The sequence below is a fragment of the Aquitalea sp. FG25 genome (assembly GCF_057809375.1).
In genome coordinates, this window is the sequence record NZ_JBMDJV010000013.1 from 21319 (window position 1) to 37093 (window position 15775).

The 15775-nt window shown below is 60.6% G+C and carries 14 protein-coding genes; 2 read left to right on the forward strand and 12 right to left on the reverse strand.

From position 1 onward, the window contains the following. Positions 1–39 precede the first annotated feature (39 nt). Positions 40–369, forward strand: coding sequence for a DUF2322 family protein (locus ACODR9_RS12920; protein WP_488809737.1), 330 nt, complete (start codon positions 40–42; stop codon positions 367–369). A gap of 54 nt (positions 370–423) precedes the next feature. On the opposite strand, the gene ACODR9_RS12925 is transcribed toward ACODR9_RS12920, so the two are convergent. From ACODR9_RS12925 to ACODR9_RS12980, 12 genes are all read right to left on the reverse strand, one after another. Continuing rightward, on the reverse strand, positions 424–1671 hold the full coding sequence (locus ACODR9_RS12925) for an aromatic amino acid transport family protein (protein WP_488809738.1): 1248 nt from the start codon (positions 1669–1671) through the stop codon (positions 424–426). 71 nt (positions 1672–1742) lie between these two features. Next, positions 1743–2114, reverse strand: coding sequence for a nuclear transport factor 2 family protein (locus ACODR9_RS12930; protein ID WP_488809739.1), 372 nt, complete (start codon positions 2112–2114; stop codon positions 1743–1745). Positions 2115–2132: 18 nt separating this feature from the next. Then, a complete protein-coding gene (locus tag ACODR9_RS12935) occupies positions 2133–3572 on the reverse strand; it encodes an FAD-dependent oxidoreductase (RefSeq protein ID WP_488809740.1) in 1440 nt (479 codons plus the stop codon). A 284-nt stretch (positions 3573–3856) separates the two neighbouring features. After that, positions 3857–4306: a 50S ribosomal protein L9 gene (rplI, locus tag ACODR9_RS12940; RefSeq protein ID WP_488809741.1), complete on the reverse strand. Its 450-nt coding sequence runs from the start codon at positions 4304–4306 to the stop codon at positions 3857–3859. 18 nt (positions 4307–4324) lie between these two features. Next, the gene (gene rpsR / locus ACODR9_RS12945; protein WP_011137185.1) at positions 4325–4552 is read right to left on the reverse strand and encodes a 30S ribosomal protein S18; all 228 of its coding nucleotides are present in this window, start codon (positions 4550–4552) and stop codon (positions 4325–4327) included. A 5-nt stretch (positions 4553–4557) separates the two neighbouring features. Beyond that, positions 4558–4857, reverse strand: a complete 300-nt coding sequence (priB, locus tag ACODR9_RS12950; RefSeq protein ID WP_488809742.1) for a primosomal replication protein N — start codon at positions 4855–4857, stop codon at positions 4558–4560. 18 nt (positions 4858–4875) lie between these two features. Beyond that, positions 4876–5253, reverse strand: coding sequence for a 30S ribosomal protein S6 (gene rpsF / locus ACODR9_RS12955; RefSeq protein ID WP_103524040.1), 378 nt, complete (start codon positions 5251–5253; stop codon positions 4876–4878). Between the two features lie 153 nt (positions 5254–5406). Continuing rightward, positions 5407–5682, reverse strand: coding sequence for a hypothetical protein (locus tag ACODR9_RS12960; protein WP_488809744.1), 276 nt, complete (start codon positions 5680–5682; stop codon positions 5407–5409). Positions 5683–5774: 92 nt separating this feature from the next. Then, on the reverse strand, positions 5775–6101 hold the full coding sequence (locus ACODR9_RS12965; RefSeq protein WP_488809745.1) for a metal-sensitive transcriptional regulator: 327 nt from the start codon (positions 6099–6101) through the stop codon (positions 5775–5777). A 76-nt stretch (positions 6102–6177) separates the two neighbouring features. Next, positions 6178–7680 (reverse strand): multicopper oxidase family protein, encoded by a 1503-nt coding sequence (locus ACODR9_RS12970; RefSeq protein WP_488809746.1) that lies wholly within the window; start codon positions 7678–7680, stop codon positions 6178–6180. A gap of 216 nt (positions 7681–7896) precedes the next feature. After that, positions 7897–8646, reverse strand: coding sequence for a 23S rRNA (guanosine(2251)-2'-O)-methyltransferase RlmB (gene rlmB, locus ACODR9_RS12975; protein ID WP_488809747.1), 750 nt, complete (start codon positions 8644–8646; stop codon positions 7897–7899). Between the two features lie 83 nt (positions 8647–8729). Further along, positions 8730–12014, reverse strand: a complete 3285-nt coding sequence (locus tag ACODR9_RS12980) for a sensor domain-containing protein (RefSeq protein WP_488809748.1) — start codon at positions 12012–12014, stop codon at positions 8730–8732. A gap of 186 nt (positions 12015–12200) precedes the next feature. On the opposite strand from ACODR9_RS12980, the gene mfd reads away from it, so the two are divergent. Then, positions 12201–15599, forward strand: a complete 3399-nt coding sequence (gene mfd, locus ACODR9_RS12985) for a transcription-repair coupling factor (protein ID WP_488809749.1) — start codon at positions 12201–12203, stop codon at positions 15597–15599. Positions 15600–15775: the final 176 nt, after the last annotated feature.

Below are 15775 nucleotides of genomic sequence, written 5' to 3' on the forward strand. Positions count from 1 at the left end.
ACACCAACAGCACACAGCTCGCTCCAGGGCATACACATCATGACCACCAGCTTCAAGGAAATTCTGGAAACACTGCCCGCCACCGATGGCATCGCCGCCATCGTGCTGCTGGATGCCGCCGGCGCCGCACTCACGCGCCTGGAAAACCAGCCGGGCACCGCCGGCTCGGTACGGGTTTATCACGCGCTGATCAAGAAACACAGCCACATCAACCGGGCGGCCGCGCTGGAAGGCTTGCAACTGTATGCAGAACATACCGCCGATGCGCGCCTGCATCCGGGCAAGCACCCCAATATCGATCGCCTGCTGGCCATTGCCGAAGCAGATGCTCCGGGCTTGCGCGCCCGTATCGTGCTGCAGGACGACTGAACCTCACCCCGAGCGACAGCCGGCCCAACACCAGGCCGGCTTGCCCCCTCCGCCTTACCAGCTCTCCGGCAGCACGCCAAACAGCGATACCACCGCATACACGCCGCCAAGGAAGAAGGTGGCGACAATCAGCCACTGCACACTGCGGTGGGCATACCAGCCACAGACAAACTCGCTGCGGGCATCGCCGCGACGACGTGCCGCATTCAGCAGCAAGACCGGGATGATACCCATCAGCACCCCACCGAACGTACCGGCGAAATACAGTGCATTGACGAAACTGGCAATGCCCGAATAGGCCAGCAAAAAGGGCGGCAGCGCCACCATCACCAAGACCAGCAGCCGTTTTGATTTCTGGGTTTCGCTACCCAGGCGGAAATGGTCGAAGATATTGGTGAACAGACAGCCCCCCAGTCCCCAGTAAGAAGTCAGCATGGCCAGCAAGGCAAAGATATTGGCAGTGTAATAGGCCCACTGCCCCAACGCCCGGCCCCAGCTCAGCGTGGCCACCTGGGTAAGGTTGTCCGTGCCGACCAGCGCAATGACTGAAGCGGGAATCAGCGCGACGAAGACGAAGGTCAGCGCCATGCCGCACATGATCAGCCGTGGCAGCTTGCGTGGCGCGGAGAGATTGCCACGCACCAGCTCGGGAACCAGGAACTGCGCGCCAAACACGAATACCGCCAGATTGAACACCGGCACCACATACTGCCAGCGGCTGAGCCACAGATTGCTTAGCCGCGCATCCTGACTGACGATGGAAGCCATGATCAGCGCCAGGATGATGACAATCATGCTGATGCTGATTACTTTATTGCCCGCCCCCAGCACCTTCAGGCCCAGATATAACACCGCGACCGACGGCACGATGAACAGGATGCTGCCCAACTCCTTGCTCATGCCATACCCACCCAGCAAATCCAGCAAGATACTGCCACTCCCCGCCATATAAGCCGTCAGCGCACCAAAACTATTCGCTGCAACCGCCAGAAACAACAGCCAGCCGCCCACGCCACCCAGATAACGGCTGGCCAGGCCACTGAGTTGGCGATTACCACGAGTACGCAGCGCCACCTCAGTCAGATAGAGCATGGTGATGGTGCACAGCACACAGGTAATGGCCAGGCACAGCAATAACGGCACATAGCCGGTCTTGCGCGCGGCAAAGGCCATGCCCAGCACGCCGGCCCCGATATTGGTACCGAAAATGATGCCTATCGTTTCCAGCCCGCTAATAGGTTGGACCTGCAGGCCGGAGTCTTCATGAGACGGCGCCGCAGACGCAAGTTCGCTTGAATGCATTGGAGTACTCCGGAAATTGGACAACAACGCGGGAGCAGCCGGCCGCCGTTGCGGCACGGATGGCCGAGATTTCACTGCGGATGTGAGTACAACTTGAAAGCGATACGCCAACGTCCCTGACGCTTGAACAGCGAGACGTAATCGGTAAAGACCCGCCCAGCCAGTGGTGTTTGCAGCTCTGCCATGGCGGCATTGCCGCAGCAGCGGATTTCACCGATCTGCAGTCCGTAGGGAGCACCCTGTGCATGTGGTGAAGGCCGGTTTTGCAGCAGGCTGTGGTATTGCGTCTGGTCCAGCCGGGATTCGACGCCTTGGACATCACCCAGCAACAGGGCATCGGGGTGGAAAGCTTCTTCCAGTTTCTCCGCTTGGCCGTAATACAGGGCCTCGTAATAGGCGGTCAACGCCTGGCGGATCTGTTCCAGATCGGATGAGCAGGACATGCGGTTCTCCAGATGGATCTAGCGGGAATGGGAGGCAGCCGCCTTGGTGGGCGACAGGCCGGAAGGGGCCAGCTTGCATAGCTGCTGCATCAGCCAGGATGGCTGGCGGTTTTCATCGGCAGCCAGATCGACCTGCCCTACCGCATGGCGCACCAGCCGGCCCCCCAGATAGCGAAAGGGCTCGGGTGGGAAATCGCGCTGCAGGCCATGTACCAGACCACAGCGCGACCATTCGTTGTCCAGCTGCAGCGCCAGTGCGGCGAGAATCTTGCCGCCCAGCATGGAAGGGCCGACGCCATTGCCCGAATAGCCGATGGCATAGAAGATATTCGGCTGCTGCGACAGCGCACCAAAATGCGGCAGGCCATTACGGGTACGGTCGATGGGACCGGTCCAGTTTCCGGCAATATCCGCTGCCTGCACCCCTGGATAGGCGCGGCGCAAATGGGCGGCCACGGTGGCGGCGATACCGGATGCGCCATCCAGCTTGTCGGCCAGCTTGGCGCCATATACCAGTTGCTCATTGCCACCGCCCTTGCCAAAAACGATGCGGCCATCCGGGGTTGTGCGGTAGTAGTGGACCAGCATGCGGCTATCGGAAATGGTCATGCCATTTACCCAGCTGATGGACTGCAGCAATTCAGGGAGGGGACGGGTGATGACAACATCGCTGGAAACCACGACAAAGGCCTTGCGAATATCAGCAAACTGCACGGCCCAGGCATTCATGGCCAGAATCACCTTGTTGGCGCGTACGCTGCCATGCGTGCACTGTACCCGTGCCGGAGTACCGCCTTCCAGCCGTTCCATTGGGGAAGACTCGTATACCTTGACCCCGAGCTGACGGGCGTGGCGCAACAGACCACGTGCCAGCATGGCTGGCTGAATGGACGCCGATACCGGCTCGAACACCCCGTCCAGATGCAGGCTTGAACCACTCAGCTGCGCGGCCTGACCTGCGGCCAGCCGTTGGTAGGGATGCTGGCCCAGCTGTTCCAGCCGGCTGACCGTACTGTCCCAGGTCCCACGCTGGGCAGTCGTGGTTGCCGCCCAAAGCCAACCATCCAGCCGCAGCTGGGCATCAATGTCATGCTGCTGACAGAAGGCTTCCAGCTCGACGATGGCTTGTGACGATTGCTGGCACAGGCGCAGGGCTTCGGCCTCGCCACACATCTTGGCCAGTGACTGGTACTTGGCCCACAGGCTGAGCACAAAACCACCATTGCGGCCACTGGCCCCGCTGCCGCACAGTCTGGCCTCGACAATGACCACCTCGGTATCAGGACTGGCTTCCTTGATACGGATGGCGCTCCACAAACCGGTGAAACCACCGCCGACAATGCAGACATCGGCATTGACATGCTGTGTCAACGCGACAGGCTCTTCCGGGTTTTCCTGCTGTAGCGCCGCGCTCAGCCAGGGGCTGAAGCGACTGCAATGGGTGATGAGAGATGACATGCGGCAATGCTCCTGACTGCAAATACGGGGCCGATAACCTGCCGCAAGGCGGGTGCATGCTCGGCCCTGAGAAGGACAGCAGGGAGCTTATTGGAAATGCCATATCAAATTGATGGGAAAAAACTGAAACAACAAATGGAAAGCAGACTGAAGCAAAGATCATGCTTCTTGATCCTGATAGCGTACATCCGGCCTGGGACTGCGCTGGAAACATTCCGTCAGCCCATGAAAAAAGCCCGCATGAAGCGGGCTTTTTTCTTGCAGCATAATTCCGGATAAGGGAATCAGGCTTGACCGACCACAACCACCTTGATCGGGGATACTACGTCGTGGTGCAGAGCGATTTCGATGTCGTACTCACCGATAGCCTTGAACGGGCCGTTCGGCAGACGAACTTCGAAACGCTTGATTTCCACGCCAAATGCAGTCACGGCTTCAGCCACGTCCACATTGGTCACGGAACCGAACAGACGGCCATCAACACCGGCTTTTTGCGCGATGGTGATAACAGCGTCAACCAGCTTTTCAGCACGAACCTTGGCATCGGCCAGGATTTCAGCTTGCTTGGCTTCCAGTTCGGCGCGACGCGCTTCGAACTCTTTCAGGTTGACTTCGGTAGCGCGCTTGGCTTTGCCTTGCGGGATCAGGAAGTTACGGGCGTAGCCGTTCTTAACCTTTACCACATCACCCAGTTGACCCAGGTTGGCAACTTTTTCGAGCAGAATGATTTGCATCTTAAGTCCTTTCCCGGCTTAGTGTTGATCGGTGTAAGGCAGGAAAGCCAGGAAGCGAGCACGCTTGATAGCAGTGGTCAGCTGACGCTGGTAGCGAGCCTTGGTACCGGTAATGCGAGCCGGGATGATTTTGCCGTTTTCGGCGATGAAGTCTTTCAGGAGATCAACGGATTTGTAGTCGATTTCCTTGATGCCTTCTGCCGTGAAGCGGCAGAACTTCTTGCGCTTGAAGAGTTGACGAGCCATTTTGACTAACCTTTTACAAATTCAACATATTCGATATTGAGTACCAACCGTGGATTCTTCAGACTGCGCTGGGACAGAAAGCCGGTAAGTGTCACCGTGTTTCCCGCCAGTTTGCCGGCAATGCGCCGGGCGTCTTCTCCAATCAGCACGGCCTGTATTTCACAGGCCACATCCCGTTCGAACCCGCCAGCAGTCTGTCTAGACTGGTGCCGAACCCACATTTCCACTACCGGAATACCGGCAGGGGTGTAACGCAGGTCTTCTTCGCGTTCGACCGTCGCGGTCAATACCAGACGGTTCTGCAAGTCCTTCACTCCTGCCTATCAGGCAGCAGCTTCGGCCTCGGCTGCCGGCTGCTGGGAATCCAGCAGGTTCTTAGCCTTTTCGTCCTTCATCATCGGGGACGCTTCGGTAACGGCGCGATCCAGTTTGATGGTCAGGTGACGCAGAACAGCGTCGTTGAACTTGAAGGCGTGCTCGATCTCAGCCAGGGTTTCGGACTGGCACTCAACGTTCATCAGAACGTAGTGGGCTTTGTGCAGCTTCTGGATCGGGTAAGCCAGTTGACGACGGCCCCAATCTTCCAGACGGTGAATCTTGCCTTCAGCGGCCAGAACCATGCCCTTGTAGCGCTCGATCATGGCCGGAACCTGTTCGCTCTGGTCCGGATGGACGATGAACACGATTTCGTAATGACGCATGTTAACTCCTTATGGCTATTTAGCTTTTTGCCATGCGGTTGCAAAAAGCAAGGTAGTGAAACCGCAGCATTCTACGCACTTAATCAGACCGGGGCAAACTAAATCGGCCATGCAGGCCGGATAAACGGCGACCAGCCCGGCCAAAAACAACAGCTACATGCGTTTGTCGCGGTGAATTTCGCTGATCAGCCCCTGATGCAGGGTAATTACGGTGGTATAGGGCAGATCGATGTCGCCCAGCCAGTACAGCTGCGTGTCGCCGCTGCCTGCCGGGTCGGTGCGCACGTAATCGGGCTTGCCCGCCAGTTGCTGCAGCTCGCTGGCCGGCATGTCACGGTGCAAGTGCATGAATTGTTCAAACGGTAACGGATCGGCTTGCAGCAGCGGTGACAGCAGCAAGCCTGCCAGCGCAGGCAGAAGGGTTTTCATGGCGGTGCTTCTCTTACCGGGTGGGAAGCCAGAGTATTCCACAGGCAAACGCGGACAGGGCTGCCTGCCATCGTATTTGCGCCAAACAGTTGTTAACGGACCTTTTTCACCACATCAATCAGTTCGGTAACCATGCCGGTGGCATCGCCTTCCTGCAGGGCGCGGCTGACACAGCCCTTCATGTGGTTTTCCAGCAACTGCATGGCCACCGCATCCAGTGCTGACTTCACCGCCGCCACCTGGGTGAGCACATCCACACAGTAACGGTCTGATTCCACCATGCCGCTGATACCGCGTACCTGCCCCTCGATACGCGCCAGGCGCTTGAGCAGGGCCGCCTTGTTGGGCTGGGTCACACTCTTGCCACTGGCTTCCGGCTGCGGATGGCAGCAGGCGTCGGTTTTGGGGGCAAGGCTCATGCGGACTCCGCTATCGGGTTGAAATCAGGGCTGCCAGTGTAACACCGGCAGCCGCAGTCTTGCGTGGCAGTACCGCTCAGGCTTGTACATCCAGCGTAGCCATCATGCCGGCGTCTTCGTGCTCCAGAATGTGGCAGTGGAACATGCGCAAGCCTGGCAAGTGCTGGACAAAGCGCAGCCGCACGGTTTCGCCTGCCGGAATGTTGACCACATCGCGCCAGGCCAGGAAGGGTTCTGGCTGCCACACGCCATCATCGGTGCGGGCAATCACCTGAAACTGGGTGCCATGGATGTGGAAAGGGTGGTCCATATGCGCCTGGCTGACGATATCCCATTCTTCCACCTGCCCGGCCTTGCCGGTGAAATCCACCCGGTTCATGTCGAACTTTTTGCCATTGATCAGGAACATGGCTGCCGGATCGGCCATGTTCTCGCTGAAGTTGACCACCCGCTTGACCGCAGGCTCGCCCAGCGCGGTGATGTCGCGCAGTTTGTCCGGCAGCGTGGCGGTAGCCTTGCTGCCCGCCTGCCGGATGGTGGCCAGCGTCAGGATATCGGTCTGCTCCTTACCCATGGCCTTGCCACGGTTGTAAGGCAAGGCCAGCAAGGCGGATGGCTGACCGGGGGTGAAGCGCCCGGTGACCACCAGTTCGGCCCGCTCGCCCGGTGACAACAGCAACTGGTCCAGCTGGCGTGGCGTGCCGATCAAGCCACCATCGGTTCCCACCAGTTGTACTTCGTGGGCGGGCAAGGCCAGTTTCAGAATACGGGCGCTGCTGGCATTCCAGATGCGCCAGCGCTGACGCTCGCCTGCGGCCAGGCTGATGACCGGCTGCCAAGCGCCATTCACCAACACAAACTGGCCTTCGCGGCCATCGTGGTGGTCTACCGCACTGCTATCTGCAATCTGGCCATGGGCATCCAGCTTGAGGTCGGACAGCACCAGCCACTGTTCTGGCAGATGGGCCAGCGGGTCGTGGCGGCTTTTCACCACAAATACCCCGGCCAGCCCCATATAGGCCTGCTGCGCGGTATGGCCATGCGGATGCGGGTGATACCAGTAACTGGCCGCACTGCCTGGCGGCAGACGGAAGCGGTAGGCATGCTGTTGGCCTGGCAGCACCGGGTTGTGCGGATTACCGTCCTGATCTGCCGGTACCGGCATGCCATGCCAATGAATGGTGCTGGGCTGCTGCAATTGATTGGCAAACTGCAGGCTCACCTCATCGCCCTCCCAGGCCACGATGGCCGGGCCGGGAATCTGGCCGTTATAGGCCCAGAAGGTGGTGGCGGGCTTGCCCGGCAACAGCGGCAGGCTGACCGGAGCGGCTTGCAAGCGGCCGACAAACTGGCCGGCAGCCCCCTGATTGGCCAGCATGGACAGGGCAGGTAAAGGCAGGCCACGTGGCAGGCCCAGGCTGTCGGCACCCGGCAGGGTCACATTGCTGGCAGTGCCATGCCCCATCGCGGCGTGATCCATGCCCGGCATGTCGGCCATGCCAGCGGCCCAGCTCTTGCGTGCCAGTAGCGGCGTCAGCGCCAGCGCACTGCTCCAGTGCAGGAAATGTCTTCTGTCCATGTATTGACTCCGTCAGCAAATGAAATGCGCTTAATCCTGCCAGCCCGCATGCAGGACCGCCACGCCATACCCCCCAAGGGTATAAGCACAATAGAGTGCAGTATACGCAAGCTGGTTCCGCAGCGGGACAGACCGCGCACAAAAAGCTGACCATCATCAAAAAACCCCATGCCGTGGCATGGGGTTTGCAGGATGCATGTGGCGCAGACGACTCAGCTAGCCTGCAGCCTTCAGTACGCGCTGACGGCGGCTTTCGGCCAGCACCATGCCGGAAGAGACCGACACATTGAGGCTTTCCACGGTGCCGAACATGGGAATGGACACCAGCACGTCACAATGCTCACGGGTCAGGCGGCGCATGCCCTCGCCTTCCGAACCCATCACCCAGGCCAGCGGGCCTGCGGCATCGACATGGAACAGATCGGTATCGGCTTCCATGGTGGTGCCGGCAATCCACACGCCAGCGTCTTTCAGATCGCGCAGCGTGCGCGCCAGATTGGTAACGGTGATGTAGGGAACCACTTCAGCCGCACCGCAGGCTACTTTGGAGACGGTGGCATTCAGCCCGGCAGAACGGTCCTTGGGGGCAATCACCGCATGCGCGCCCATGGCATCGGCCACGCGCAGGCAGGCACCCAGATTGTGCGGATCGGTCACGCCATCCAGAATCAGCAGCAGCGGCGGTTCGGCCAGATTTTCCAGCACGTCATCCAGGTCGACATGATTGCGACTGGCGTCGATCATGGCCACCACGCCCTGATGGCGGGCGTTGCCGCTCATGCTGTCCAGCCGTGCCTTGTCGACAATGTGCAGCTTGATGTTTTCTTCACCGGCCTTGTCCAGCACGGCCTTGGCACGTTCATCGTGGCGGCCGCCAGCCAGCCAGATTTCGATCAGGCTTTTCGGGTTCTGCCACAAGCGGGCGTTGATGGCATGAAAGCCGTGAATGAGTCGCTTGTTGCTCATGCGCTTGAAGCCTTGTAAACGGGAATGGGCGCTATTGTAGCCGCAAAGCCAGGGCCTTGCTGCCAAACTGCAGCGCCCGCAGCCTACATCCCGCCCTGCCAGTCCGCCAGCACGGCCAGCCGGGCCGACTTGGCCAAGCGCTCCGCCAGTTGCGGAAATTCCACCGCCGGTACCGGTTTGCCAAAGTGGTAGCCCTGCAGCAGGGTGCAGCCCTTGAGTTCCAGAAAATCGGCCTGGGCGGCATTTTCCACGCCTTCGGCCACCACGCTGAACTTGAGCTTCTTGGCCATGGCCAGGATGGCCTCGGCAATGGCCACGCTGTCTTCGTCACCGGGCAGGCCATCGACAAAGGAACGGTCGATTTTCAGCGTATCCAGCGGGAAGCGCTTGAGATGGGACAGCGAGGAATAACCGGTGCCAAAGTCGTCAATCGACAACCATACCCCCAGCGCCTTGAGTTCCCCCAGCTGGTGCACGGTTTCCACCGGGTTCTGCATGATCATGCTTTCGGTGATTTCCAGCTCCAGCCGGCCTGCGTCCAGCCCGGCGGTCTGCAAGGCACGCGCCACGTTCTCTACCAGCGTGGTCTGTTCAAACTGGCGCGCCGACAGGTTGACTGCCACGCGCGGTACATGCAGCCCGGCCGCATCCCACTCGGCCAACTGGCGGCAGGCTTCTTGCAGCACCCAGTCGCCAATCGGCTTGATCAGGCCGGTTTCTTCGGCCAGCGGAATAAAACGCAGCGGCGGAATCAGCCCCAGTTGCGGGTGACGCCAGCGGATCAGCACCTCCACCCCGGACATGTCGCGGCTGGCGGCGTTGAGCTGCGGCTGGTAGTGCAGTTCAAATTCGCCCCGCTCCAGCGCCTGGCGCATGCCGTTTTCCAGCAGCAGGCGCTCGAAGGTCTGGGTGTTCATTTCGGCATCAAAAAACTGATAGGTGTTCTTGCCGGCATCCTTGGCGCGGTACATGGCAACGTCCGCATTCTTCAGCAGGCTGCGCGCATCGGTGCCATCGTTGGGAAACACGCTGATGCCGATACTGCCGGTGACAAACACTTCGTGTTCTTCCAGCCGCAGGCCACGTCCCAGCACGGTGAGGATGTCCTCGGCCAGTGCGGCCAGTTCGGCCTGGTCGGCAAATTCAGTCAGCAGCAGGGTGAATTCGTCACCGCCTTGTCGGGCCAACAGGCCACGCTCGCCCACCGAATTGGACAGGCGAATGGCGATTTCCCGCAGTAATTCGTCGCCGGACTGGTGGCCGAAGGAGTCGTTGATCAGCTTGAAGCGGTCCAGGTCGATAAACATCACCGCCAGGGGCGTCGGTTCGCCACGCATGTCGACAATGGCTTGTTCCAGCCGGGTAATCAGACTGCTGCGGTTAGGCAGGCGGGTAAGCGGGTCGTGATTGGCCAGAAATTGCAAGCGCTCTTCGGCCTGCTTGCGCACGGTGATGTCGGAAAACACGGCAACGTAATTACTGTGGAAACCACCATCGTCACGAACCAGCGAAATGGACAGCTCGGCGGGATACCAGTCGCCGTTCTTGCGCCGGTCGCGCATTTCGCCCTGCCACTGGCCGTGCTGGGCCAGCGCCTGCTGCATTTGCTGGCTGACGCTATCCTCACTATCGGCAAAAATGCGCGACAGCTTGCCCAGCGCTTCGGCTTCTTCGTAGCCGGTGATGCGGGTGAAGGCGTGGTTGACGGCGATGATGCGGGTATCCGCGTCGAGAATCAGAATGCCTTCCGCCGAGTTTTCAAATACCTTGGCCGCCAGCTTCAGATTGGTATCCGCAGCGATGCGGTCGGAGATATCCACCACCACGCCAATCAGCGCCGGCTTGCCGTCGTACTCCACCAGGCGGCTGTGGACTTCCAGATCGACCAGCCGCCCGTTACGGCTGATGGCGCGGGTGGTGTAGTGCATCACCTGGATGTTGTCGCGCAGGCGGCGCTTGATCTGCAGCCGGATACGGCTGGCTTCGCTGGGCGGCAACAGGTTTTCCAGCGGCATGTCCTGCATGTCTTCGGGCGGATAGCCAACAATATCGGCCAGCTTGGGGTTGACGTACACCAGCCGCTCATCCTGCAAGATATAAATACCGACCAGGGTTTGCTCTACCAGCGCCCAGTATTTTTCCTCGGCTTCCTTCTTGGCCTTCTGCTCTTCCCGCGTGCGGGTGATGTCGGTGTCCACACTGCCCACCCCGGCCGGGCGGCCCTGGCTGTCAAACAAGGGAAACTTGGTTACCAGCATGGTGAAGGTAGCACCGCCGACGCTGAAGCTTTCCTCGAACTGGCGCGGCTCCAGGCAGTTGAGTACCACCTCATCCTGCTGCTGGATGCGCAGGGCATCTTCTGGCACAAAATAATCCACCAGCGAGCGCCCAACCATGGCGTACTCGGTCACCCCCAGCATGCGGCTGTAAGCACGGTTGGCCAGCAGAAAACGACCATCCAGCCCCTTGAGCGACATCATATTGGGGCTGTTGTTGACCAGTGATTCCACCCGCGAACGGAATTCGTTCAGCTCGTCTTCTTTGCGACGGTGAATATCACTGAGCGTGGCCACCAGCAAAGAGGCCACGATGAAGGTCAGGCACAGCGCCGTTTCGGTCATCAGCTCGGTGCTGCCCGCATACAGATACAGACTGGGGAAAAAGCCCGGCAGCGACAGCAGCAGGCATAGCAGCGAGCCGGACAGGCAGGCTCCCAGCAGTCGGCCACGGAAGGCCGCCCAGATCATCAGCGGGAAGAACAACACCGGGCGGGGGAAAGGCAGGTTGTGGGTATTGCTCACCATGGACGCCCATACGGCCAACATCACCAGCAGGATGACCAGCAACTCCAGCAGGCGGCGGCGATCCGGCAGGCCCGGCAAACGTAACAATGGCAGCCAGCAAGTCATGGCCAGCATGCAGCAGGCTGCCGCTAGTGCCATCCACGGCAACACCATGGCCAGGCTGCCATGCCAAAAGCAAAACAGCCCCAGCAGGGCTACCGGCGGGGCCGCCAGGTAGGCACCCACTTGCAGCAGGTTCAGCAATAAGCGGGAAATGGCCGAGGCGTCCGACAGTACCACCGGCTGGGCACGCAAGCAGCGGGCCCCCGGCAGCAGCAACAGCAGTGACAGGCTCAGTGCGCCAGCCCATGGCCACGGCAACCACTGGCTGCAAATCAGCCAGGCGGCCAGCGGCCAGTACCACACCGCGCCAAAACCACGCCACAGCAGCCAGCCGGCAAACAGGCCGTGCGGCAGAAAGCCGTACAGCGGAATGTCACCCAGCGCCTGCCTGGGCCACAACAACAAGCTGGCAGCAAACAGCAGAAATGCCGCACAGCCAGCAAACAGCCCCTTAGTTTTCACTCTCCCAGTCCTTTGCAGCCACGCTCTGACCATGCCCGGCAGCTGCCGGGCAGTATTGATTGGTATAGGGTTCAGATTTCTGGCGGGTCTCGGGCCTGATGGCCTCTTGTAAATGGATGGCAAACACACCTTTGGTATGAAATGCCCGCTGGTATAATACCCGCAGATCCACGAATGTGAAGAAGAATGTTGGACACACTGCCCCGCATTGCTCCAGCCGGTCAAAAGACCCGCTGCCCCGCCCTGCCTGATGGCCTGGATGCCGCCGTACTGGCAGGCCTGGCCCAGGCAGGCCATACCCTGCTGGTACTCACTGCCGATGCCCAATCCGCGCAGCGGCTGAAGGCCGAGCTACCGTGGTTTGCCCCCGCTATCAAGGCCGCCTTGCTGCCGGATTGGGAGACGCTGCCGTACGACCATTTCTCTCCGCACGGCGAACTGGTGAGCGAGCGGCTGGCCACGCTGTGGCAGATCCACCGTGGCGAATGCCAGGTGGTGATTGCCCCGGTCAGCACCGCCATGACGCGGCTCTCCCCGGTGAGCTACCTGCTGGGCCGCACCTTTTTGTTGCAAAGCAAGCAGCAGCTGGATGTGGAGCAACTGCGCGCCGATATGGTGAAGGCCGGCTACAGCCACGTTACCCAGGTGATGGCACCGGGCGAGTTTTCCATTCGTGGCGGCCTGGTGGACCTGTTCCCCATGGGCAGCCCCCTGCCCTACCGCATCGACCTGTTCGACAAGGAAATCGACAGCCTGCGCACCTTCGACCCGGACAGCCAGCGCACGCTGTACCCGGTGCCGGAAATCCGCATGCTGCCCGCGCGGGAATACCCGGCGGACGAAAGCGGCGTCACCGCCTTCCGCCAGCATTACCGCGAGCGCATGGAGGGCGACCCGTCCAAGAGCCGTATTTATAAAGAAGTGTCGGCCAATCTGTTCCCGGCTGGCATCGAGTACTACCTGCCGCTGTTCTTTGACGAAACCGCCACCCTGTTTGACTACGTGGGCGAATCCGCCCTGGTGGTGCTGCACCGTGACGTAGCCGGTGCCGCCGACACCTTCTGGAAGGACGTGCAGAACCGCTACCACATGGCGCAGGGCGACCCGGAACGTCCGGTGTTGCCTCCGGCAGATGTGTTCTTGCGTCAGGACGAATTCCTCGGCCGCATCAAGCCGTATTCCCGCATCGAGATTCCCGCTGCCGATGCAGACAGCACCGTCTTGCAATTGCCTGATCTGGCCGTCGAGCGCCGCGCCGACAACCCCTTGCACAAGCTGGCGCATTATCTGCAAAGCAGCGGCCAGCGCGTGCTGCTGACGGCAGAAAGCCTGGGGCGGCGCGAAACCATGGTGCAGTTTCTGCAGGAACATGGCATCAAGCCGCAACTGATCGACAACTGGCAGGACTTTGCCACCGGCAACATGCCGCTGGCGCTGGTGGTGGCCCCGCTGTATTCCGGCTTTGCCCAGCAACAACCGCCGCTGTCCATCATCACCGAGAGCGAGCTGTACCAGCACATTGCGCGCAGCCACACTCGCCGCCGCCATGTGAAGATGAGTTCGGACTCCATGCTGCGCGACCTGGCCGAGGTGAAATCCGGCGACCCGGTGGTGCACGAGCAGCACGGCATCGGCCGCTATATCGGCCTGGTGTCGATGGACCTGGGCGAAGGCGAAACCGAGCTGATGCAGCTGGAGTACGCCGACAATGCCACCCTGTACGTGCCGGTGAGCCAGCTGCACCTGATTTCGCGCTATGCCGGTGGCCCGTCCGAGCAAGCCCCGCTGCACAAGCTGGGCAACCCGGCCTGGGAAAAAGCTAAAAAACGCGCTGCTGAAAAAGCGCGCGACACCGCCGCCGAACTGCTTAATCTGTACGCCCAGCGCGCCGCGCGCGAAGGCCACAGTTTTACCCTGTCGCACCACGATTACGATGCCTTTGCCGCCGGGTTCGGCTTTGAGGAAACCATCGATCAGGCCAATGCCATCGAAGCCGTCATCCATGATATGTGCAGCGGCAAGCCGATGGACCGCCTGGTATGTGGCGACGTGGGCTTCGGCAAAACCGAAGTCGCGCTGCGCGCAGCGTTTGTCGCGGTGATGGGCGGCAAACAGGTGGCGCTGCTGGTGCCCACCACCCTGCTTGCCGAACAGCATTTCCAGAACTTTTCCGACCGTTTCAACGACTGGCCGATCAAGATTGCCGAGCTGTCGCGCTTTCGCAGCGCCAAGGAAAGCAAGGCCGCGCTGGCTGGCCTGGCCGAGGGCACGGTGGACATCGTCATCGGCACCCACAAGCTGGTGCAGCCGGATGTGCAGTTCAAGAACCTGGGGCTGGTGATCATCGACGAAGAACACCGCTTTGGCGTGCGCCAGAAGGAACAGCTCAAGCGCCTGCGCGCCAATGTCGATGTACTCACCCTCACCGCCACGCCGATTCCGCGCACGCTGTCGATGGCGCTGGAAGGGCTGCGTGACTTCTCCGTCATCGCCACCGCGCCCAACCGCCGCCTGGCGGTGAAAACCTTTATCAGCCCGGCCAGCAATGGCGTGATTCGCGAGGCCGTACTGCGCGAACTCAAGCGCGGCGGGCAGGTGTTCTTCCTGCATAACGAAGTCGACACCATCGAAAACATGCGCGAAAAACTGGCCGAACTGGTGCCGGAAGCGCGCATCGGCGTGGCCCACGGCCAATTGCGCGAACGCGAGCTGGAACAGGTGATGCGCGACTTCCTGCAGCAGCGCTTCAATGTGCTGCTGTGCTCCACCATCATCGAAACCGGCATCGACATTCCCAATGCCAATACCATCCTGATCAACCGCGCCGACAAATTCGGCCTGGCCCAGCTACACCAGCTGCGTGGCCGGGTGGGCCGCAGCCATCATCAGGCCTATGCCTATCTGCTGACCCCGGACGGCATGACCAAGGACGCTGGCAAGCGACTGGAAGCCATCCAGCTATCCGGCGAGCTGGGGGCGGGCTTTTATCTGGCGATGCACGATATGGAAATCCGTGGTGCCGGTGAAGTGCTGGGCGAAGGCCAGTCCGGCGAAATGCAGGAAGTAGGCTTCTCGCTGTTTACCGAGATGCTCAAGCAAGCGGTGCGCGACCTGAAAAAAGGCCGCGAGCCGGACCTGGACGCACCGCTGGGCGTCACCACCGAAATCAATCTACACAGCCCGGCGCTGCTGCCGGATGCCTACTGCCCGGACGTGCATGAACGGCTGGTGCTGTACAAGCGCCTGGCCACCTGCGATACCGAGCCGGAAATCGACGCCATCCACGAAGAGCTGATCGACCGCTTTGGCCTGCCGCCGCAAACGGTGAAAACGCTGATTGAAAGCCACCGCCTGCGCCTGTTGGCCAAGCCGCTGGGTGTGGCCAAACTGGACGCCAGCGAAGTGGCCATCCAGCTGCAATTCATCAAGAACCCACCGATCGACCCGATGAAAATCATCCAGCTGATCCAGAGCAAGAAGAACTACAAACTGGCCGGGCAGGACAAGCTGCGAGTCGAGTCCAAGATTGAAGAAGTAGGCCTGCGCGTGGTGCGGGTGAAAGAGCTGCTGAAAGAGCTGAGCTAACGCCTGGATCAAAATCACGGAAGTCCGTTCAACGCCGAAACAGTCTTGCGACACCGTTGCGGCGTTTGTCCATCTCACGCTGGCTTGTAGTGTGACGCGACAGCCCCAGGCAGGTAAAGCAGCCTCGCTGCATTCCGCCAGCGGTCCCAACTGCACCCTCAACATGGCAAGGGTGC